The sequence below is a fragment of the Streptomyces fagopyri genome (assembly GCF_009498275.1).
GTDB lineage: Bacteria > Actinomycetota > Actinomycetes > Streptomycetales > Streptomycetaceae > Streptomyces > Streptomyces fagopyri.
In genome coordinates this window covers 1,044,770-1,065,650 of sequence record NZ_CP045643.1, presented here as the reverse complement: position 1 = coordinate 1,065,650, position 20,881 = coordinate 1,044,770, and the positions used below count along the sequence as shown (strand labels likewise).

General features: G+C 71.8%; 16 protein-coding genes. 7 read left to right on the top strand and 9 right to left on the bottom strand.

All coding sequences use genetic code 11. The features are described 5' to 3' along the window. Positions 1–113 precede the first annotated feature (113 nt). Positions 114–2,822 carry a SpoIIE family protein phosphatase gene (locus GFH48_RS04505; protein ID WP_153287006.1) on the bottom strand — a complete coding sequence of 903 codons (2,709 nt, stop codon included), beginning with the start codon at positions 2,820–2,822 and terminating at the stop codon, positions 114–116. Positions 2,823–2,999: 177 nt separating this feature from the next. On the opposite strand from GFH48_RS04505, the gene GFH48_RS04500 reads away from it, so the two are divergent. Next, the gene (locus tag GFH48_RS04500) at positions 3,000–3,236 is read left to right on the top strand and encodes a DUF6296 family protein (RefSeq protein WP_228120348.1); all 237 of its coding nucleotides are present in this window, start codon (positions 3,000–3,002) and stop codon (positions 3,234–3,236) included. 231 nt (positions 3,237–3,467) lie between these two features. Here the strand turns inward: GFH48_RS04500 and GFH48_RS04495 are convergent, their stop codons facing one another. Both GFH48_RS04495 and GFH48_RS04490 read right to left on the bottom strand, forming a co-directional pair. Then, positions 3,468–4,268 carry a VOC family protein gene (locus GFH48_RS04495; RefSeq protein ID WP_153287005.1) on the bottom strand — a complete coding sequence of 267 codons (801 nt, stop codon included), beginning with the start codon at positions 4,266–4,268 and terminating at the stop codon, positions 3,468–3,470. Positions 4,269–4,510: 242 nt separating this feature from the next. Then, positions 4,511–4,726 carry a DUF4177 domain-containing protein gene (locus tag GFH48_RS04490; protein ID WP_046728804.1) on the bottom strand — a complete coding sequence of 72 codons (216 nt, stop codon included), beginning with the start codon at positions 4,724–4,726 and terminating at the stop codon, positions 4,511–4,513. A 164-nt stretch (positions 4,727–4,890) separates the two neighbouring features. Here GFH48_RS04490 and GFH48_RS04485 point away from each other — a divergent pair, with 164 nt between their 5' ends. Further along, positions 4,891–6,360, top strand: a complete 1,470-nt coding sequence (locus tag GFH48_RS04485; protein WP_153287004.1) for an aminotransferase class V-fold PLP-dependent enzyme — start codon at positions 4,891–4,893, stop codon at positions 6,358–6,360. Between the two features lie 28 nt (positions 6,361–6,388). Here the strand turns inward: GFH48_RS04485 and GFH48_RS04480 are convergent, their stop codons facing one another. Further along, positions 6,389–8,137 (bottom strand): ATP-binding cassette domain-containing protein, encoded by a 1,749-nt coding sequence (locus GFH48_RS04480; protein ID WP_153287003.1) that lies wholly within the window; start codon positions 8,135–8,137, stop codon positions 6,389–6,391. 395 nt (positions 8,138–8,532) lie between these two features. Here GFH48_RS04480 and GFH48_RS04475 point away from each other — a divergent pair, with 395 nt between their 5' ends. After that, positions 8,533–9,165: a DUF6629 family protein gene (locus GFH48_RS04475; protein ID WP_153287002.1), complete on the top strand. Its 633-nt coding sequence runs from the start codon at positions 8,533–8,535 to the stop codon at positions 9,163–9,165. Between the two features lie 145 nt (positions 9,166–9,310). Here the strand turns inward: GFH48_RS04475 and GFH48_RS04470 are convergent, their stop codons facing one another. The 4 genes from GFH48_RS04470 to GFH48_RS04455 all read right to left on the bottom strand — a co-directional run bounded on the left by GFH48_RS04470 (position 9,311) and on the right by GFH48_RS04455 (position 14,789). Then, complete coding sequence (locus tag GFH48_RS04470; protein ID WP_153287001.1) at positions 9,311–11,371, bottom strand: beta-galactosidase; 2,061 nt, start codon at positions 11,369–11,371, stop codon at positions 9,311–9,313. A gap of 99 nt (positions 11,372–11,470) precedes the next feature. Then, positions 11,471–12,811, bottom strand: a complete 1,341-nt coding sequence (locus GFH48_RS04465; RefSeq protein WP_153287000.1) for an ABC transporter substrate-binding protein — start codon at positions 12,809–12,811, stop codon at positions 11,471–11,473. A gap of 90 nt (positions 12,812–12,901) precedes the next feature. Then, entirely contained in the window at positions 12,902–13,858 is a 957-nt protein-coding gene (locus GFH48_RS04460; RefSeq protein WP_153286999.1) for a carbohydrate ABC transporter permease, read from the bottom strand. A 4-nt stretch (positions 13,859–13,862) separates the two neighbouring features. Further along, a complete protein-coding gene (locus GFH48_RS04455) occupies positions 13,863–14,789 on the bottom strand; it encodes a carbohydrate ABC transporter permease (RefSeq protein WP_153286998.1) in 927 nt (308 codons plus the stop codon). A gap of 280 nt (positions 14,790–15,069) precedes the next feature. Between GFH48_RS04455 and GFH48_RS04450 the strand changes: the two genes are divergently transcribed. Then, entirely contained in the window at positions 15,070–16,101 is a 1,032-nt protein-coding gene (locus tag GFH48_RS04450) for a LacI family DNA-binding transcriptional regulator (RefSeq protein ID WP_153286997.1), read from the top strand. On the opposite strand, the gene GFH48_RS04445 is transcribed toward GFH48_RS04450, so the two are convergent. After that, positions 16,084–16,251: a hypothetical protein gene (locus GFH48_RS04445; RefSeq protein WP_153286996.1), complete on the bottom strand. Its 168-nt coding sequence runs from the start codon at positions 16,249–16,251 to the stop codon at positions 16,084–16,086. The genes GFH48_RS04450 and GFH48_RS04445 overlap by 18 nt on opposite strands. An 89-nt stretch (positions 16,252–16,340) precedes the next feature. Here GFH48_RS04445 and GFH48_RS04440 point away from each other — a divergent pair, with 89 nt between their 5' ends. From GFH48_RS04440 to GFH48_RS04430, 3 genes are all read left to right on the top strand, one after another. Continuing rightward, entirely contained in the window at positions 16,341–17,960 is a 1,620-nt protein-coding gene (locus GFH48_RS04440; RefSeq protein ID WP_228120346.1) for an alpha/beta hydrolase, read from the top strand. A gap of 383 nt (positions 17,961–18,343) precedes the next feature. Next, a complete protein-coding gene (locus tag GFH48_RS04435) occupies positions 18,344–19,036 on the top strand; it encodes a response regulator transcription factor (protein WP_153286995.1) in 693 nt (230 codons plus the stop codon). Further along, positions 19,033–20,871: a sensor histidine kinase gene (locus GFH48_RS04430; RefSeq protein ID WP_153286994.1), complete on the top strand. Its 1,839-nt coding sequence runs from the start codon at positions 19,033–19,035 to the stop codon at positions 20,869–20,871. Before GFH48_RS04435 ends, GFH48_RS04430 begins: the two co-directional genes overlap by 4 nt. Positions 20,872–20,881 lie beyond the last annotated feature (10 nt).

Below are 20,881 nucleotides of genomic sequence, written 5' to 3'. Positions count from 1 at the left end.
GGAGCCGGATCCGCCGGATTCGTCTCGTCGGGGGAATCCGGCGACCGGCGGACGGCACCGTGACGCCCGGACCAGGGGCCGTCCCGCGGGCCGTGCGACCGCTTCCCGCGAGCTCAGGGCAGCGGCTGCTCGGCCCAGATCACCTTGCCGGCGGGCGTATAGCGCGTACCCCAGCGCTCGGCGACCTGGGCCACCAGGAACAGGCCCCGTCCGCCCTCGTCCGTGCCGGCCGCGTAGCGCAGCCGGGGCGAGGTGCTGCTGCCGTCGAAGACCTCGCAGATCAGACTGTGGTCGCGCAGCACGCGGACCTGGATGGGGCCACTCCCGTAACGGATCGCGTTGGTGACCAGCTCGCTGAGGATCAGCTCCGTGCTGAAGGCCAGCTCGTCGAGTCCCCACTCCGCGAGCTGACGGGTAACCGCGGCGCGCACCTCGCCGACGGCCACCGGATCGGAGGGAACCTCCCACTCGGCGATGTGGTCGGCGTCGAGCACCCGTGTGCCGGCGACGATCAGGGCGATGTCGTCGCCGGGCCGGGCGGGCAGCAGGGTGTCGAGCACGCCCCGGCAGATGTCGTCCGGGGAACGGCGGCCGGTCCCGGTGAGGGCGGTGCGCAGCAGTTCGAGGCCGACGTCGATGTCCCGGTCGCGGTCCTCGACGAGACCGTCCGTGTACAGCACCAGACGGCTGCCCTCCTCCAGCTTGAGCTCCGCCGTGTCGAACGGCAGGCCGCCCAGTCCCAGCGGGGGGCCGGCCGGCACATCCGGGAACTCCACGCTGCCGTCGGGCCGGACCAGCGCGGGTGGCGGATGCCCGGCCCGGGCGACGGTGCAGAGCCGGGAGGCCGGGTCGTAGATGGCGTACAGGCAGGTGGCGCCCGTGATCGCGGCGTTGCTCTCCTCCGTCGCCTCGTCCAGGTCGATGCGGGCGACCAGCTCGTCGAGGAGACCGAGAATCTCGTCGGGCGGGAGGTCCAGGGAGGAGAAGTTGTGCACGGCGGTGCGCAGCCGGCCCATCGTGGCCGCCGCGTGCAGTCCGTGGCCCACGACGTCACCCACGACCACGGCGACGCGGGCGCCGGACAGGGGCAGGACGTCGAACCAGTCGCCGCCCACCCCGGCGTGGGCCGGCAGGTAGCGGTAGGCGATCTCCAGGGCGCTCTGCTCGGGCAGGCTGCGCGGCAGCAGGCTGCGCTGGAGTGTCACGGCCATGTTGTGCTCGCGTGTGTAGCGGCGCGCGTTGTCGATGGAGACCGCGGCACGCGCGACCAGTTCCTCGGCGAGGGCGAGTTCCTCCTCGTCGAACGGCTCCGGTTTCTCGGAGCGCCAGAAGTTGACCACGCCCATCGCCAGCGGGCCCACCCGCAGCGGAACGGTGATCAGCGAGTGGATGCCGTACTCCACGACCTGGCCGGTGCGCCGGAGGTCCTGGGCGAGCCAGCCGGGGGCCTCGTCCAGCTCGGGCTCGACGACGGCCTCACCGGTCCGCAGGCTGTGGGCCTGCGGGGTGGTGGCGACGAACCGGATGTGCTCGCCCACCGGGTACAGGGGCGCGTCGTCGCGGATCCCGCTGAACGCCGTACGGCGCACGTCGGTGCCCGCTTCCGGATCGTCGCCGTTCAGCACCGAGTCGGCCAGGTCCACCGTGACGAAGTCCGCGAACCGCGGCACCGCCACCTCGGCCAGCGCCTCGGCGGTGCGGGTCACGTCCAGGCTCGTACCGATGCCCGCCCCGATGTCGTACAGCAGTTTGAGCCGCTCCCGTGCCACCTCGGCCTTGCCGGACAGCGCCCGCAGCTCGGTCGAGTCGCGCAGCGTCGCGACGCTGCCGGGCGGGCCGCCCTGGAGGTCCGTGGGCCGCTGGTTGATGGCCAGCAACCGGTCCCCGACCAGGTGCACCTCGTCCGTGACGACGCGTCCGGACGACAACAGGGCCGCGGTGTCCGGGTCGAGACCGAGTTCGAGGACATGCCGTCCCTCGGCGTCCTGGGGCAGATCCAGCAGCCGCTGCGCCTCGTCGTTGGCGAGCAGCAGCCGGCCCTCCCCGCCGGCGATGATCACTCCCTCCCGGACGGCGTGCAGCACCGCGTCGTGGTGCTCGTACATCCGGGTCATCTCGTACGGGCCGAGGCCACGGGTCTGGCGCAGCAGCCGTCTGCTCACGAGGGCCGTCCCCGCCGTGGCGAGGGCGAGGGCGGCGGCCGCGGCGGCCAGAACGAGGGGCAGCTGCCGGTTGGCGACCCCGCCCACGTTCGCCGTCGTGATGCCGGCGGACACGAGCCCCACGACCTTGCCGCCGGGTTCCTTGACGGGAACCACAGCCTGCACCAGCTGTCCGATGGTGCCGTTGACCTCCTCGACGCTGGTGCGGCCCTGCTGCGCGGGGGAGATGTCCCCGACGAACTTCTTGCCGATCCGGTCCGGCTTGGGGTGCGTGTAGCGGATCCCCGCGGCGTTCATCACGACGATGAAGTCCACACCGGACGCCTTGCGGGCGGCCTCCGCCCGCGGTTGCAGCGCCGCCGTGGGGTCGGGACCGCTCAGCGCCTCGCGGGTACCGGGCGAGTTGGCGAAGGTCTCGGCGACTGCCAGTGAGCGGTTGCGGGCCTCCTGCGAGCTGTCGTGCCGTACCTGCAGCACCAGCGCCACCACCGCGGAGACGACCAGCACCAGCACGATCACCACTTGCAGGAGGAACACCTGGCCCGCGACGCTGCGTCCGCTCAGCGCCGCCCTCAGGATCGCCGCGCGTCCGGTCCCCTCACGCGGCCCTTGGGGGCGAGGGGTCGACCGAGTCGGGGAGCGACCCAATAGTCGGACCATGTGCCCATGTCTACACTGCCCGGCGTCCTGAGGCGAGAGGCCCCGCACGGTGCGCGGGGGGCTCCGGTACGGGACGTACGGCCGCGTCCTTCGGCGCGTGTGCCGGTGGGAGCATCTGGCCGCATCATGGAGGGAAGTCATTTGCCCGCATTTGTATCTCGGGCGCGGGAGGTCACGATGCACACCCCGGACCGCTACCGGTTGAGCTTCACCCATCAGGAATCAGGTGTCGGCGTCATCACGGACGAGGTGGTCGTCGAACGCACCGCCACCCTCGGGCCGGGCGGAAACCCGGTGTACTCCGATCCCACCGGGATACTCCGCGCCGAGATCAGCTCCGCGGGAGAGGTGCGGATGCTGGCCAGCGGTGGCTACCAGTCGCCGGTGTCACCCACCGCCGAACCGCTTCCCTGAGCGGCGCTCCCGGGCCGTCCTGCCCCACACCTGCCCACACCCGCCCCGCACCGCCTCCGCCACGGGTGCGGGGCGGGTGTGGGGCGTGCCGACGTGCCGGTCCGGCGGGTGTGGGGCGCGCCGACGTGCCGGCCCGGACGCCGTCGGACGTGGGACGGATGGACAGGCGGCGGCTGGGGCGGCAGAGCAGCGGCGGGCGGTGGGTGGTGGGCGGCAGCCGCCGCCCCATGTCTATCGGCTGTCCTGGGAACTCACGCTGAAGTGCGCCCCGTCGGGGTCGCTGAGGATCGCCTCCGTGGAGCCGGCCCCCTGCTGGTGGGCCGTGCCCCCGTGGGCGCGTGCGGCGCGGGCGCAGGTCTCCACGTCGTCGACCGCGAAGTGGACCCGCCAGTGGGGCCTGATCGTGGGGTCCGGTGCCGCCCCGACCGCGCCCGAGTGGATACGGGCCACGACGTCGCCCTGGCTGCGCAGCACGACCTCGTTGTCCTCGTAGTCGACCTGGCAGGAAGCGGGGTCCGAGGAAGCCCACTGCAGGACCTCCGCGTAGAAGATCGCGGCGTCGAAGGCGTCCCGGGTGTGCAGTCGTACGAAGACCGGTGCCGCCCGGCGCCAGGCCTCCCAGCCGGCCACCAGCTGCCCCTCCCAGATACCGAAGACCGCGCCGTCCCGGTCGGCCAGCAGTGCCGCCCGCCCGGGTGGGAAGGAGATGGGGCCCACCGCGGTCGTACCGCCGCGCTCCTGGCTGCGTGACACGGTCTCGTCCGCCGAGGCCACGGCGAAGTAGGTGGTCCAGGTGGCCATCTTCGGTCCGATCCCGGACATCCCCGAGACGCCCGCGACCGGGACCCCGTTGACCCGGGCGAACCGGTACTGATCGCCCAGCGCGCCCGAATGCCACTCCCAGCCCAGTACGGCGTGGTAGAAGTCCTCGGTGGCGCGCAGATCACGTGTGGTCAGACTGACCCAGCACGGCGCGCCGAACACCGTGTGGCTGGAGACGACCCCACGGTCGAGTGTCCTGTCGCTCATCATCGCCGCACCGTCCTGACATCACTGGCCGGCTGCGGTCGGGCGGGGGTGCCCGTGGGGATGCCCGCGGCCTGCAGCTCGCCTCCGGTCTCCGCACAGCCGACAGGGGCCCTCCGGCCCGGAAGGCCTCCGGCGGCGTCAGTTCACTCGCGGATCCGCTGTCCCATCAGTAACAGCATCCCCCGGCTCGGCGTCCCGCGCACTCCAACGAGGTCACAAGCGGGCATAAAAAGACGTAAACGGACTTATCCGCGAGGCCGCTCGAAGGTCAGGAGGAGCCCCTCGACGGCGCCCGGACCTATGCGGCCCTTCACGTCCGCGGAGGTGATCGCCTTCAGCGCCCAGCCGTCCTCGGCGTGCTTGTTCAGCACCTTCTCCAGCTTGTCGCTGTCCAGCGCGTCGCCGATGAGCGACTCGCGGAAGGTGACGACCTTGTATTCGTACGTGTATGCGCTACTCATGGTGGCGAGGTTCTCCTGCGGATCGAGAGGTGTGCCGGGCCCACCCAATCACCCTTCGCCACCGCGGCACAGGGGGGAACCCACCTGTGGCGATACCTTTGTTGAAGCTTCATGGAGGGCCGGTCCCGGGGCTCGGGGGAAGACCGGCCGCGCGGAGGGGACTCATGACCAGGGCACGGAGCGACGGACGCGCGGGCGACAGCGGCGCGGGCGCGGGGGACGACCGTTTCGCGGAACTGCGGACACGCGACTTCGGCTACCTCGACGAGGGCGGCCACACCTACCTCGACCACACGGGCGCGGGGCTTCCGCCGACCTCGCTGGTCACCGCGAGCGCGGAGCGGATCACCGGCGGGGTGTTCGGCAATCCGCACTCCGAGAGCCCGGCCTCCCGCGCCTCGGGGCTGCTGCTGGCCGAGGCCCGCAGAGCCGTCCTCGCGCACTTCGACGCCGATCCCGCCGAGTACGCCGTGATCTTCACGCCCAACGCGACGGGAGCCCTTCGCCTGGTCGGGGAGGCCTATCCGTTCAGGCGCGGAAGCAGGCTCGTCATGTCGCTCGACAACCACAACTCGGTGAACGGACTGCGCGAGTACGCGCGCGCGGGCGGCGCGTCGACGGCATACGTTCCGGTGAGCGGGCCCGGTCTGCGGATCGACGAGGAACGGCTGCGCCGAGCGCTCTCCGTACGCCGCCGACGGCCCGGTCCGGCGCGCGGGCGGCGCGCGCCGGGCTCGCGCGGCCTGCTGGCCTATCCGGCGCAGAGCAACTTCACCGGGGTCCGGCATCCGCTCGAATGGATCGCGCGGGCCCAGGAGTCCGGCTACCACGTCCTGCTCGACGCGGCCGCGTTCGTCCCGGCGAGCCCGCTCGACCTCAGCAGGTTCCATCCGGACTTCACCGTGGTCAGCTGGTACAAGGTCTTCGGCCATCCCACCGGTGTCGGCAGTCTGATAGCCCGCCGGTCGGCCCTCGCCGGACTGCGCCGCCCCTGGTTCTCCGGCGGCACCGTCTTCGCGGTCAGCGCCCAGGCCCGGTGGCACGTCCTCGCGGACGACGAGGCGGCCTTCGAGGACGGCACGGTGAACTTCCTGTCCATCCCGGACGTCACCGCGGGCCTCCGCTGGATCGAGGGCCTCGGCATGGACCGGGTGCACGCCCACGTCGCCCGCCTGACCGCCCGACTGCTCGACGGGCTGCGGGCGTTGCGCCACGGCGACGGGTCCCCGATGGTCAGGATCTACGGTCCCGAACAGGCCGGGGCGGCCCGGGGCGGCACGGTCGCGCTGAACCTGCTCGGAGCCGACGGCCGGATCGTAGACGAACGGATCGTCACCCGGGACAGCGCCGCCCACGGCATCTCGCTGCGCACCGGATGCTTCTGCAACCCGGGCGCCGGCGAAGCGGCGTTCTCCCTCCGGCCGCGTCTGCTGCGTTCGGTGGCGCGCCGGCGGGTCGGTTCGCTGGAGGAGTACCTGGAACTGCTGCGACTGCCGTCGGCGGGCGCCGTGCGCATCTCGCTGGGTGTCTCCTCACAGCCCGGCGACATCGAGACGTTCCTGACGTTCGTGACCCGGACCTACCGCGACCGGATACCGGGGGTGGCCGGACTGGCGGCCCGGGCGGGCTGCTGACGGCCGACGTGCGGGGCGGGCCCACCGGTCACCGCCCCGCCCGGCTCCGCGCCACGCCCTCCCGGCACTTGCGTACCAGGATCGCCCACGCCACCGCCAGGAACAGCAGCGCGAACCCCGTCAGGACCAGCCAGCCCCGCTCCGCCGGACGACCGAACGAGTCCCCGTACGAATCCAGCAGCGGACGGCCCAGCGGTGAGGCACCCGCGCGCCACAGCGACTCCAGGCCGACCCCGCCGCCCAGCGCCTCGAACGCCCACCGGTTGGTCATCGCCCGGCTGATCGCCTCCCCGGCCCCCGTCATCCGCGGCACCGGCACGAACGCCCCCGAGAACAGCACCTGCGGGAAACAGAGCAGCGGCAGCATCAGCGTCGCCTGCGCCGGCTCCGTCACCGCCGCCGAGGCGAGCAGCCCCATGGCCAGCGCGGCGGCCGAGGCCAGCACACTCGACACGAACAGGGACCCGTACGTCGTCCACCCCGCCGCGGGCAGCCGGTCCAGCGCCCGCAGCACCACCAGCAGCAGCGCGTCCGCGACCGCGAGCAACGGCAGCGTCGTGGTCAGTTTCGACGCGAGGTACGGCCCGATCCGCAGACCGGCCAGCCACTCGCGCCGCACCACGGGCAGTTCGGCGCAGATCTGCAGAAGTCCGTACGTCAGCCCGAAGAAGAACGCGCCGAAGGCGATCCAGAACATGATCATCGCGGTCGTTCCGGGATCCGGCGCCGCGGGGTCGAACGCCCCCGCGCGGAACAGCACCGCGAACATCGCCACGATCAGCACGGGCGAACCGGCCAGGACCGCGACCGAGAGACGGTTGCGCAGGAGCAGCGCGGTACCGCGGCGGGTGAGCAGTGACCACTGCCGCACGGCGCCGACGCGCCGCGGCCTTACAGGAGACCGCGGTGGCCGCACGGGAGACGCCGGTGCGCCGCTCCGCCCGGCGCCCGGCGCGGCGGTCTCCGCGTCGTCCGCCGGGAGGGCCCGCGCGACACGCGCCCCGCCCGCCACCGCCTCGTAGACCTCCTCGACCGTGCCGACCCCGAACGCGCCGCACAGCGCGCCCGGTTCACCGGAGTACGCCACCTCGCCGCCGGGCGAGAGGAACACGACCTGGTCACCGCGGAGCAGATCGGCGAGGGTGTGCGTGGTCAGGACGACGGTGGTGCCCTCCTCCGCCAGCGCGCCCAGGGTCCGCAGCAGGTCGGCCCCGGTCACCGGGTCGAGCCCGGAGGTGGGCTCGTCGAGGAACAGCACCCGTGGCCGGGTGAGCAACTCGGCGGCGACGCACGCCCGTTTGCGCTCCCCGCCGCTCAGCGCGTGCACGGGCGTCGAGGCCCGGGCGGCGAGGCCGAGCGTCTCCAGGACCCGGTCCACACGCACGGTGACCGACTCGGCGGCCGTGCCCGTGGGCATCCGCAGCTTCGCCGCGTACACCAGCGTCCGGTGCAGCGGCAGCTCGCGGTGGATGATGTCCTCCTGCGGAACGAACCCGAACTCCGGCCCCGGCGAGCCGGGTTGGTCCCCGTCGTGCAGGACCGACCCCTCGGTGGGAGCGCGCAGCCCGGCCAGCGTCTGCAACAGGACGGTCTTGCCCGCCCCGCTGCTGCCGGCGATCACGGTGAGCCGTCCGGGAGCGAGGTCGAGGGACACGCGGTCCAGGACACGGCCCGCCCCGCGCACCCGCTGACCCACCGAACGGGCCCGCACGCGCGTGCCGTTGGGCGGGAGTGCGGGGGTTTCGGCGGACGAGCGCGGCTGTATGGGCGTCGGCATGGGTGCAGCATGCCAGGGGCGACCGGGCACGTGCGCCACCCGGGCGCCGCGAACCCCGCGGGCCGCCCCGGTCCTGGGCGAAGCATCCCAGGGGGCGGGCACGGCGACCGGCCGGCCCACGAGTCCGGTGGACCTCGATGGTGACGGCGATGCCACCGTGCGGGCACCCCGGCGGGCCCGCGTACCGCACGGACGTGTCACCTCGGCCGCCGTGTCCGTGCGGGCCCGCGTACCGCACGGACGTGTCACCTCGGCCGCCGTGTCCGTGCGGGCCCGCGTACCGCGCGGACGTGTCACCCCGGCCGCCGTGTCCGTGCCGGGCATCGGCCGGGGGAGCCGTAGCGTGGGGCACCGTAGAGCTGGAATGCCGTGACGGCCGACCCCATGGTGACGCGATGTGCTGGAGTGCGACGGCCGACCTGGCAGCCGGTGCCGGTATCGCCGCTGTCGGAGTGGCCTGTGTGACGCGCGCGCGGCGCTCCCGGGATCTTCCGCTGGCCGCGCTGCCGCTGCTGCTGGGAGCCCATCAGATCGTCGAGTCCCTGGTCTGGCACTCCGGCGGGGGTTCGGGTCCCGCCACCGTCGCCTGGGCCGCCATCGCGCTTCCGCTGCTGCCCGTGTGGGTGTCGGCGGGGGTCCTGTGCGCGGCGCCCCGGCACGCCCGTCCCCGGCTCAAGGTCCCGCTCGTGATCGGCGTGGCCACCGCCGCCGCCCTCACGTTCGCTCTTGTGACCCGTCCGGTGCGCGCCGAGATCCGCGGTCACACGCTCGGCTACGTGGTCGATCTGCCCCATCCCGGGCTGCTCGTCGGCGGCTACCTGCTCGCCACGGTCGGCTCGCTGCTGCTCTCCGGCGACCGGCTGCTCCGGCGGCTCGGGCTGCTCGTCGGCGCGGGGGCGCTGATCTGCTGGGCGCTGTGGGAGCTGGAGTTCGTCTCGACCTGGTGCGCGTTCGCCGCGCTGTGCTCGGTGGCGCTGTACGCATGGGTGCGGCGCCGCCCGCCGGACGCCCCGGACCGGGAGGCCTGACACTCCTTCCGGCGCCGCACGGCGCGACCGGAGCGGGGCGTCGCCTTCGTACGTGTGGGCTGCGCCCACCACACCGCCGTGCCCGCGCGTGGGGGCACGGCGGTGGAACCCTCGGGACCGTCGCGGTCCCGGGTGTCCCCGGGTGTCAGCGGGCGGGCTGTCGCACCACGGCGACGTCCCTCGGGGAGAGGACCACGGCGCCCCCGTCGTCGGTCCGGCCGATCAGCGCGTCCCCGGTGATCCCGGGCACCGCCACCGTCTCGTCGGTCCGGTTGACCAGGAAGAGGTAGCGGCTGCCACCGCCGCGGCGCACGATCAGCTCGACGCTCCCGCGTGCCCCGTCCGGCAGTTCACTGCCGACACCGGCGGGCGCGAGCAGTTCCGGCAGCAGGCCGGTGAGCCCGTCGGCTCCGAGCCGGGTGGACACGTACGCGGCCGAACCCTGGCCCACGGTACGGCGGGTGACCGCGGGCCGGTCGGCGTACGTGCCGCTGCGGTAGTGGGCCAGCACCTCGACCGCCGGGTCGGTGACGGTGATCCGGTCGGTCCACACCGAACCGGCCGCCCCACCGGCCACGCCGTTCACGTCGACGTCGACGGTGTCCGTGCCGAGCAGCGGACCGAACTCCTCGACGCGGATGCCGAGGAGATCGCGCAGGGCCCCCGGGTAGCCGCCGAGCCAGATGTGGTCGTTCTCGTCGACGACACCGGAGAAGTACGTCGTGATCAGGTGGCCGCCGTTCTCCACGTACCGGGTGAGCTCCTTGGCCAGCGGGGCCGGCACGACGTGCAGCACCGGCGCGATCAGGACCTGGTACCGGTCCAGTTCGGCCTGCGGGGTGACGACGTCGGCGCGGACGCCGAGGGCCAGGAGGGCGGAGTACCAGTTCAGCGCCTCCTGCCGGTAGTCGAGGAGGGAGGTCGGGTGCGAGTCCTGCTCGCTCGCCCACCAGGAGTCCCAGTCGAAGACGATGCCGACCCGGGCCGGCTCGCGCTCGGTCCCGGCGACCGGGGCCAGCGCCTCCAGGGTCCGCCCGAGGCCGGTCACCGCACGGAACACCTCGCTGTCGGCGCCGGCGTGCGGGACCATCGCCGAGTGGTACTTCTCCGCGCCGGCCGCCGACTGGCGCCACTGGAAGAAGCACACCGCGTCGGCGCCGTGCGCCACATGGACCAGCGAGTCGCGGGCGAGGTCGCCCGGCCGCTTGGCCACGTTGACGGGCTGCCAGTTGACGGCGCTGGTGGAGTGCTCCATGAGGAACCACGGACGGCCGCCGGAGATCCCGCTGACGAGGTTGGCGGAGAAGGACAGCTCGTCCCGGTCCTGGGGGCCGGGCACCACGTAGTGGTCGTTGGAGACGAAGTCGATCTCGGCGGCCCAGTCCGCGTAGTTCATGCCCTTGGTGCCCCCCATCACCATAAAGTTCGTGGTGACCGGCACCCCGGGCGTGAGCTCGCGCAGCACGTCCCGCTCCGCGCGCAGGTAGTCCTTCAGCGCGTCGGAGGAGAAGCGCTTGAAGTCCAGCTGCTGGGTGGGGTTCGGGTGGGAGGCGGCCAGCCGCGGCGGCAGGATCTGCTCCCAGTCGCTGTAGCGCTGCGACCAGAACGCCGTGCCCCAGGCGTGGTTGAGGGCGTCGAGCGTCGTGTAGCGCGCGCGCAGCCAGCCACGGAAGGCGCGGGCTGCGTCGTCGGAGTAGTCGTAGACGTTGTGGCAGCCCAGTTCGTTGGAGACGTGCCAGGCCACCAGCGCGGGGTGGTCCGCGTACCGCTCCGCCATCGTCCGCACCAGGCGCAGCGCGTGCTCGCGGAAGACCGGAGAGGTGGGACGCCAGTGCTGCCGCGCACCGGGCCACAGCGTCTCGCCGGAGGCGGTCACCGGGAGGATCTCCGGGTGCGCCGTGGTGAGCCACGGCGGCGGCGACGCGGTGGCGGTGGCCAGGTCGACGCCGATGCCGCCCGCGTGCAGCAGGTCCATGATCTCGTCGAGCCAGCCGAAGTCCCACTCGTTCTCGGCCGGCTGGACGCGCGCCCAGGAGAAGATCCCGACGGAGACGATGTTGACGCCGGCCTCACGCATCAGCCGTACGTCCTCCTCCCACACCTCGCGCGGCCACTGCTCCGGGTTGTAGTCGGCGCCGTAGGCGAGCCGGGGAGTGGGATCACCGTCCGGCCCGTGCCGCAACTGGGACAGGAGGGTGGAGATCATGGCGGTCCTTCCGATGTGCTGCACGGGGTGGCGCATGGTGCGTGGTGGGTTCCGGGGCTGCCGCCGGGCGTTCGCCGCTCAGCGGCAGCCCCCGTGTGCTTACTTCTGGACGGTGAAGCCCTGCTCGTTGCCGTACTTGATCGAGGCGTCCTGCCAGGACTTCAGACCCGCGGCCAGCTTGGTGCCGGAGATGTAGGCCTTGCCGACGGTGTCGTTGAAGATCGAGTTGGCGTACTGCTGGAAGGGCAGGTACGACCAGTCGCTGCCGACGTTCGCGGCGGAGTCGGCGAAGATCTTGTTGGCCTCCTGGCCGCCGAAGTAGTCGAACTTGATGTTCTGGAAGTCGGTGGACTGGAGTTCCGCCTTGGTCGCGGGGAACGCGCCCTCCTTGATGCGGCTCTGCACGCCGGCGCCGGAGTCGGCGTACTCGACGAACGCGTAGGCGAGCTCCTTGTTCTTGCCCAGCGCGGGCAGGGCGAGGGAACTGCCGCCGTTCTCCGCGGTCGCCTTGTCTCCCTCGGCCCACTGCGGCATCGGGGCCGCTCGCCAGTCACCGGCGGCGTTCGGCACCCCGGAGACGAAGTTGGCGGGCATCCAGGCGCCGGTGGTCAGGGTCGCGATGGTGCCGTCGCCGAGGCCCTTGTACCAGTCGTCGGTCCAGCCGTTGATGGGCGCGAGGAGCTTCTCGTCGATGAGCTTCTGCCAGGTGTCGGTGTACTTCTTGGCGCCCGCGTCCTCGAAGTTGACCGCCACCTTGGTGCCGTCGACCTTGTAGGGGCGCGAGCCGGCCTGCCACAGCATGCTGGTGGTGAAGCCCGCGTCGCCGGCGTCGTTGGCGATGTACGCCTTGGGGTCGGCCTTGTGCAGCTTGCGAGCCGCGTCGACGTACTGGTCCCAGGTGGTCGGGACGGCGATCTTGTACTTGTCGAAGACCTTCTTGTTGTAGAACATCGCCATGGGGCCGGAGTCCATCGGCAGGCCGTAGACCTTGTCACCGTCGCTCACGGCGTTCCACGGACCCGGGGTGTACTTGGCGGCGAGCTTGCCGGCGCCGTACGGGGCCAGGTCGCTGAGGCCCTTGGTGAGGGAGTACTGGCTCAGCGCGAAGTACTCGACCTGGGCGACGTCGGGGACACCCTTGCCGGCCGCGATGGCGTTCGACAGGGCGGTGTAGTGCTTGTCGCCGGACCGGTCACCGACAAGGTTGATCTTGACCTTGGGGTACTTCTTCTCGAAGTCGGCGACGACCGTCTTCAGCGTGGGCTCCCAGGCCCAGACCGTGACCGACCCGCCCTTCTTGAGGGCCGCCTGGATGTCCGTGGCGGAGACCGCCTTCTGGCCGGAGCTGCTGTCGTCGGAGCCTCCGCAGGCGGTCGCGCCGAGGGCGAGGACGGAGAGGACGGTGAAGCCGCGCAGCAGGCGGCCGGTGGTTCTACGCATGGAGGTGCTTCCACTTCTTCGTGGGCGGGACTTCTTCATGGGTGGGACACGGGGAGAGAAAGAGGTCGGGTTACGGGGTCCGGGGCAGTGCTATTCCTTGACGCTTCCGGCGGCGAGCCCGGACTGCCAGTACTTCTGCAGCAGCAGGAACGCGGCGATCAGCGGCACGATGGTGAGCAGCGAACCGGTGATCACCAGGTTGAAGATGACGTCGCCGCCGATCGTCTGGGCCTGGGAGTTCCAGGCGTCCAGGCCCAGGGTCAGGGGGTACCACTTCGGATCCTTGAGCATGATCAGCGGCAGGAAGTAGTTGTTCCAGGTCGCGACCGTGGTGAACAGCAGGACGGTCACCGTGCCGGGGGCGAGCAGGGGCAGTGCCACCTGGAAGAAGGTGCGGATCTCGCCCGCTCCGTCGATGCGGGCGGCCTCCAGCAGTTCGGTGGGGATGGCCTCGCTGGCGAAGACCCACATCAGATACAGACCGAAGGGCGACACGAGCGAGGGGACGATCACCGCCCAGGGCGTGTCGGTCAGCCCCATCTTGCTGAACATCAGGAAGGTCGGAACCGCCAGGGCGGTACCGGGGACGGCCACGGCACCGATCACCACGGCGAAGACGGCGCGCTTTCCGGGGAACCTGAACTTCGCCAGCGCGTAACCGCCCAGGATCGCCAGGAGGGTGGCGCCGCCGGCGCCGAGCACGACGTACAGCAAGGTGTTCAGCAGCCACCGGACGAAGATGCCGTCGTGGTAGGTGAACGTGTCGTGGATGTTGCTCCACAGGGCGAACTTGTGGCTGAACCACAGCCCGGACGAGTGGGCGAGTCCCTCCTGGGTCTTGGTGGCGCTGATGACCAGCCACAGCAGGGGCACCACGGTGTAGACCAGGATCAGGCCCGTGAGCACGGTCAGCAGAACGCTGCGTCTGGGGCGCCTGCTCACCTGCTTGTTCTTGCGGGAGGCGCGCAGCCTGGGCGTGGCGCTCGCGCCCGACCTGACGTGTGCGGAGGGGGAGCCGTCCGTGACGGGGCCGCTCGTGCTGCTCATCGGGTCACGCTCCCTTGCGCATGCCGCGGAGCTGCACGACATAGGCGATGACCATGGTGATCAGCCCCATGATGATGGCGACCGCCGCGGAGTAGTTGTGCTGCTGTCCGTTGAAGGACAGTGAGTATGTGTAGAAGTTCGGGGTGTAGTCCGTCGTGATGGCGTTGCGCGCCAGCGGCCGCAGGATGCTCGGCTCGTTGAACAGCTGGAAGCTGCCGATGATCGAGAAGATCGTCGCGATGACCAGGGCGCCGCGGATCGCGGGGAGCTTGATGGCCCTGATGACGCGGACCTGTCCGGCGCCGTCGATCTCCGCCGCCTCGTACAGCGACTGCGGGATCACCCGCAGAGCCGAGTAGAAGATCAGCATGTTGTAGCCGACGAACTCCCAGGTGACGATGTTGCCGATCGACGCCAGGATCAGGTTCGAGGAGAGCGGGTCGGGCAGGGTGACGTCGAAGGCGCTGTTGATGTCGCCCACCAGGCCGAACCGCGTGCCGTACATGAAGCCCCACATCAGGGTGGCGACCACGGCGGGCACCGCGTACGGCAGGAAGATCGAGATCCGGAAGAAGTCCCGGCCGTACAGGCGGCCGCTGTCCAGGGCGAGTGCCACGAACAGGGCGATGCCGAGCATGATCGGCACCTGGATCACCAGGAACAGGGAGACGCGGGCCAGGGAGTCCCAGAACTGCTGGTCCTGGAGGGCCTGCCGGTAGTTGTCGATGCCGACGAACGACGTTCCGCCGATGAGCTTGTCGCGGAAGAGGCTGAGATAGATCGAATACGCGATCGGAGCCAGGAAGACGAAGGCGAAGACCACCGCGAAGGGGCCGATGAACCCCCAGCCTGTCCAGGAGCGGCGGTCCCGTTTCCCCGGAGGCTTCTCCGGGCGCCGGGTCACGGCCGCGGGAGGTTGAAGCGTCGTCATGTCGTTCCTCGCTCGTCCATCTCGGAACCGGCGTCTCACGCCGTCGCGATGTTTGCGTAAACATCAGCCGCGCCCTGGGCCCTGGCCTGTTATGTTTACGTAAACATCTGGTGGCGGCATGTCTACACTGCGCCAATGTCGGTGGTCAAGAGTCGTCGGGGGAACGGTGACTCGGGAGCAGGGGAGACGGGTGGACACTGCGGACAGCGGGTCGACGGGCCTGGATCGGGCTCGTACCCGCACGGGGAAACGGGCGGGGCGTCGTACGCAGGGCGCGTCCATGGCGGACGTCGCGCGGCTGGCGGGTGTGTCCTCGCAGACGGTCTCCCGGGTGGCCAACGGTTACGCCGGTGTCAACGAGGAGACCCGGCGGCAGGTGCTGGCGGCGATGAAGGAACTGGGCTACCGGCCCAACAGCGCTGCCAGGGCCCTGAAGCGCGGTGAGTTCCGCACCATCGGAGTGATCACCTTCAACCTCTCCACCACCGGCAACATGCGCACCCTGGAGGCGATCGCCAACTCCGCGGCGCAGGACGGCTACGCCGTGACGCTCCTGCCCGTCGCCGTCCCCACCCAGGACGAGGTGCGGGGCGCGTTCTCCCGGCTGGGCGAGCTCGCCGTCGACGCCGTCATCGCCATCATGGAAGTGCACCTGCTCGACGCGGCGACCATCTCCCTGCCTCCCCATGTCCAGGTCGTCGTGGCCGACTCGGACGCCGGTGACCGCTACGCCGTGGTCGACACGGACCAGGCCGGGGGAGCCCGTGCCGCCGTACGGCACCTGCTCGACCTCGGCCATCGCACGGTCTGGCACCTCGCGGGTCCGGAGGAGTCGTTCGCGGCGCAGCGCCGCGCCGACGCCTGGAGCGCCGCGCTGACCGAGGAGGATCGCTTCACACCGCCGCTCGTACGGGGTGACTGGTCGGCGGAGTCCGGCTACCGCGCGGGCATGCGACTCGCGGACGAGCGGGAGTGCACGGCGGTGTTCGCGGCCAACGACCAGATGGCGCTGGGGCTCCTGCGGGCCCTGCACGAGCGTGGCCTGCGCATCCCCGAGGACGTCAGTGTCATCGGCTTCGACGACATCCCGGAGGCCGGTTCCTTCCTGCCGCCGCTGACCACGGTGCACCAGGACTTCGCCGAGGTGGGACGCCTCTGCGTGGAGGGCGTCCTGCGGCGGATGCACCTGGACGGGACGGAGCACGGCACGACGCTCGTCCCCACCGAACTGGTGGTGCGCGGCAGCACCGCACCGCCCCCCGCCGGGGAACGGCACGACGGCGACACGAGGGTGTCACTCGACGCCGGGTGAGGACGGGGTGAAGCCGGTCCCGCCTTCGCCCCGGTCCTGGTCCTGGTCCCGGTCCTCGTCCTGGTCCTCGTCCTGGCCTCGGTCCTCGTCCTCGTCCTGGTCCCGGTCCTCGTCCTCGTCCCGGTCCTCGGCCTCGGCCGAGCGGGTCACTCCTTCGGCTCAGCTGTGGATGCTCCGCCCGGGACGGTGGAGTCGACTGGGTGGACCGCCGAGGTGACCTCCGTCGAAAGGGACACACCGTGCCCATATCCGGTTCCATGGCGAGCCGTCGGCGTGGGGCCGTGGTCATCGCGTCGGCGGTGTTCTGTTCCACGGTCCTCACCGCGGCGGATCCCGCTCCGGCCGAGGCGTCGTTCCCCGCGGCACCCGTCCCGCGGCTCGACTGGAAACCCTGCCCCGAGGGACCCGGGTTCGACTGCGCGACCGCCGAGGTACCGCTGGACCACCGCGACCCCGGTCGCCGCACCATCGAGCTGGCGGTCGTCCGACACAGGGCGAGCGGCCCGGGACGCCGCGCGGGCACCCTGTTCTTCAACCCCGGCGGCCCGGGCGGCCCGGGAACGGTGCAGATGCCGCAGAACTACGAGTCCTTCCCGCGCGAGGTGCGGGAGCGGTTCGACATCGTCAGCTGGGATCCACGCGGCGTCGGCAACAGCACCGCGGTGAACTGCTTCGCGACCCAGGGGGAAGCCGCCGCCTGGAGTGTGTCCAAGCCGGTCGGTCTCCCGGTGGGCGAACAGCAGCGGAGGGACTGGATCGCCGCGTTCGACGATCTGGGCCGGCGCTGCGAGCGGCGGGACCCCGAACTCCTGCGCCATGTCTCGACCGCCGACACCGCCCAGGACCTCGACCAGCTCCGGCAGGCGGTGGGCGACCCGCAGCTGACCTACCTCGGGATCTCCTACGGCACGTTCCTCGGCGCCACCTACGCCAACCTCTTCCCCGGCAAGGTCCGGGCGATGGTGCTCGACAGCAACATCGACCCGCAGGCCTGGACGAACCACGCCTCCGACGCGGAACCCCGGCTGACACCGTTCCTGCGGCTGGGCTCGGACCTCGGCGCCGCGGCGACCCTGGACCAGTTCCTCACCCTGTGCGGGTCCGCCCCGGCGTCGGCCTGCGCCTTCTCCGCGGGCGGCGCGAGAGCGACCCGGGACAGGTTCGACGAGTTGATGCTGCGTCTGCGACAGCACCCGGTCGGGGACTGGACCTACGGCCGGACCATCGGTGACGTGGTGAGCGCCCTCTACGTCGTCCACCCCGGCTGGACGGACCTCGCGGACACGCTGCGGGACCTGTGGCAGGGGCGCGTTCCAAAGCCGGCGGCACCGGCGCCCGCTCCGCCGGTGCCGGTGCCGTACACGGGAGTGGAGCAGGCCGGTGCCATCCTCTGCTCCGACAGCCCCACTCCGCGTGACCCCGGTGTGTACCACGCGCTGGAGGAGGCCGCCGCCCTCCGCGCGGGTGACGCCGGACGTTTCTGGACCTGGGCCGCGGAACCGTGTGCCACCTGGCCGGTCGTCGCCGCGAACCGCTACCGCGGACCGTGGAACGAGCCCACGGCGCACCCTGTCCTGGTGGTCGGCACCACCTATGACCCCGCCACCCCCTACACGGGCGCACAGGCCATGGCCGAGGATCTGGCCTCCGCCCGTCTGCTCACCAACCACGGGTACGGACACACGGCCCTGCTCAACCCCAGCGAGTGCGTCAGGCGGTACGAGAGCCGCTACCTCCTCGACGGCACCCTCCCGCCCGCCGGAGCGACGTGCGAACCGGACGCACGTCCCTTCCCCGCCCTCCGACCGCGGGGCGGCATCGCCACCGGAGGCGGTGGAACGGCGCGCACCGCCTCCTGAACCGGCGCCGGGCAACCGGCCGCGCCGCGTCCCGGGCTTCACCGGCGCGACGCCGCGAGGGTGGGTCCGGGACCGCGACGCGGCGGGTGCGCACGCACGCTTGGCGCACACCGCCCACCGCGTCGAGGGCGGCGGCGGGAGGCGAGCGGTCAGGCGACGCGAGCCTCGCCGCAGGGCAACTTCGGCCGCACCTCACGACCGGGCTCGGCGAAGGGCAGGGCAGGGCAGCGCAGGGCCGGGGCGGACGCCGCGGCGGCCGGCACGGGAAGGCGCCAGTCCAGCGCACCGGCCGGACCCGCACACGGATATCAGGAAGTTGTCAGCGTGTGGGAAGCGTCTCCCACCTGCACCGTTCCCGGCCGCCGGCGCCTACCATCGGCGGGGTGTGCGCACATGTGCTGGTCGCGGAGGATGACGAGAAGCAGGCGGAGCTCATCCGCCGTTCGCTGCTGCGGGAGGGACACACCGCGACCGTGGTCCACGACGGCGGGGCCGCCCTCGAAGAGGTCCGGCGCGTCAGACCCGACCTCGTGGTCCTGGACCTGATGCTCCCGGTGATCGACGGCTTCGGGGTGTGCAGGGTGCTGCGCGGGGACGGCGACATACCGGTCCTCATGCTCACCGCCCGCTCCACCGAGGACGACGTCCTGCTCGGCCTGGAACTCGGCGCGGACGACTACATGACCAAGCCCTACAGCCCCCGCGAACTGATGGCCCGGATCCGCACGGTCCTGCGGCGCAGCGGGCGCGCGGCCACCGAACAGGACCGGGTCGTACGCGCCGCCGGCATCGCCGTGGACCCGGTACGGCACGAGGTGTACTGCGACGGCGCGCGCGTGGAGTGCACGCCGGGCGAGTACGAGATCCTGCGCGCCATGACCGCCGAACCCGAACGGGTCTTCTCCCGGAGACAGTTGCTGAACTGCACCCGCGGCAGCGACCGGGCCTCCACCGAGCGGGCCATCGACGTGCACATCATGAACCTGCGCAGGAAGATCGAACCGGATCCGCGCCGGCCCGTGCGGCTGCTGACGGTGTTCGGCGTCGGGTACAAGCTCAGCGGTGACCGCGGATGAGGTCCGGCATACCGCTGCGCAAGAGCCTGCTCGTACGCCTGATGATCACCTCGGTGCTGATCGCCCTGTGCTCGGTGGCGGCGACCGCGTGGCTCGCGGTGCAGACCACGACCCGCGCCATCCAGGAGGAGCAGAACCAGGCGCTCGCCGACGACACGGAGATCCTCCGGCAGCTCAGCGGGTACGCCGCGACGCACGCCGACTGGTCCGGTGTCGGGGGCACGCTGCGCGAGCTGTCGGGCAGAACGGGACGCCGCGTCGCGCTGACGGCGCCGGACCGTACGCCGATCGCCGACTCCGCGGCCCGCGGCACCGCCCTGCCGCAGGGGGCCGCGGCCACGGTCGACCCCCTGCACACCGACACCTACACCGAGCCCGGAGCGCAGCTCAGCGGCATCGACCCCCGCGCGGTGGGCCCCTACCGGCTGACCTCGAAGGAACGCGCGCGGCTGCGGGTCCTGGCCACGGAACGGCAGAAGTGCTTCCGGCGCAACGGCATCGTGACCACCGTCACGACGACGCCGAGCGGCCGCCCCGTCCTGATCGACGCGAACGGGGTGGACGGCAACGCGAACGTGCCGAACGAGTGCGCCGACGGACGGCTCAACACCCCCACGCGCACCGAGCAGACCGCGCTGGACGAACTGACGAGGATCGCCCGGCCGTGCCTGGACCGAGAGCACGTGGGCCCCACCGCGTTCATCGAGTTCGGTGTCACCGACCGGACCACGGAGCCGGGCTTCGCCTTCAGCAAGACGGCGCAAGGCGGTCAGGACGCGGCGCGCGAGAGCAAGGGCAAGGAGTGCGTCACCGAGGCGCGCCGCGAACAACTCGACCCCACGGTCGCCCCGGTCGCCGAACTGTTCCTCGGCACCGGCGACACGGCCGTACCGCACTTCGACATGTCACCCGCCAACAAGGCCAAGGTCGTCGCCGTCACCGGTCTCGTCCTCGCCCTCACCGTGGCCGTGACCGCGCTGGTCGCGACCCGACTCGTACGTCCGCTGCGCGCGCTGACCCAGGCCGCCCAGCAGCCGCCCGAGGCGCACGCGCGCGTACCGGTCACCACCCGGGACGAGACGGGCATCCTCGCCATGGCGTTCAACGAGCTGACCGAGCGCCGTGAACGGCTGGAGGCCCAGCGCAAGGCGATGGTCAGCGACATCGCCCATGAGCTGCGCACCCCGCTCACCAACATCCGGGGCTGGCTGGAGGTGACCCGGGACGGCATCGTCGCTCCCGACCCGGAGCTGCTCGCCTCCCTGCTGGAGGAGGCGATGCTCCTCCAGCGGGTCATCGACGACCTCCAGGACCTCGCGGCGGCCGACGCGGGCGCCCTCGCGCTGCACCCGGAGGCGGTCCGCGCCGACGAACTGGTCGAACAGGTCGCCGCGGCGCACCGGGTGGGGGCCGGGGCGGCAGGCGTCGGTCTGCTGACGACCGTGGACGGCACGCCGTGGTTCGACGCCGACCCGGTGCGGATGCGGCAGGCGCTCGGGAACCTGGTGTCCAACGCGGTACGCCACACCCCGCGGGGCGGCACGGTCACCCTCTCGGCCCGGCGGGTGGAGGGCGAGGTGGTCCTCGACGTGACCGACACCGGGAGCGGCATCGCGCCGGAGGATCTGCCCAGCGTCTTCGACCGGTTCTGGCGGGCGGAGAAGTCGCGCAGCCGGCGCACCGGCGGCAGCGGGCTCGGCCTGTCCATCGTCCGCCAGCTCGTCACCGCGCACGGGGGTACCGTCACCGTGACGAGTGAGGTCGGGAGCGGCTCGGTGTTCACCCTCCGCCTTCCCGGCAGCGTCCCGCCGGCCGACCCGGAGGACGACCGCTGACCCGCTCAGG

Coding starts and splice junctions, on each gene's coding strand:
- GFH48_RS04490 (WP_046728804.1), bottom strand. CDS start 4,726: ATGAGTAGCGCATACACGTACGAATACAAGGTCGTCACCTTCCGCGAG.
- GFH48_RS04450 (WP_153286997.1), top strand. CDS start 15,070: ATGGCGGACGTCGCGCGGCTGGCGGGTGTGTCCTCGCAGACGGTCTCC.
- GFH48_RS04475 (WP_153287002.1), top strand. CDS start 8,533: ATGTGCTGGAGTGCGACGGCCGACCTGGCAGCCGGTGCCGGTATCGCC.
- GFH48_RS04505 (WP_153287006.1), bottom strand. CDS start 2,822: ATGGTCCGACTATTGGGTCGCTCCCCGACTCGGTCGACCCCTCGCCCC.
- GFH48_RS04455 (WP_153286998.1), bottom strand. CDS start 14,789: ATGACGACGCTTCAACCTCCCGCGGCCGTGACCCGGCGCCCGGAGAAG.
- GFH48_RS04460 (WP_153286999.1), bottom strand. CDS start 13,858: ATGAGCAGCACGAGCGGCCCCGTCACGGACGGCTCCCCCTCCGCACAC.
- GFH48_RS04465 (WP_153287000.1), bottom strand. CDS start 12,811: ATGCGTAGAACCACCGGCCGCCTGCTGCGCGGCTTCACCGTCCTCTCC.
- GFH48_RS04430 (WP_153286994.1), top strand. CDS start 19,033: ATGAGGTCCGGCATACCGCTGCGCAAGAGCCTGCTCGTACGCCTGATG.
- GFH48_RS04495 (WP_153287005.1), bottom strand. CDS start 4,268: ATGATGAGCGACAGGACACTCGACCGTGGGGTCGTCTCCAGCCACACG.
- GFH48_RS04470 (WP_153287001.1), bottom strand. CDS start 11,371: ATGATCTCCACCCTCCTGTCCCAGTTGCGGCACGGGCCGGACGGTGAT.
- GFH48_RS04480 (WP_153287003.1), bottom strand. CDS start 8,137: ATGCCGACGCCCATACAGCCGCGCTCGTCCGCCGAAACCCCCGCACTC.
- GFH48_RS04500 (WP_228120348.1), top strand. CDS start 3,000: ATGCACACCCCGGACCGCTACCGGTTGAGCTTCACCCATCAGGAATCA.
- GFH48_RS04485 (WP_153287004.1), top strand. CDS start 4,891: ATGACCAGGGCACGGAGCGACGGACGCGCGGGCGACAGCGGCGCGGGC.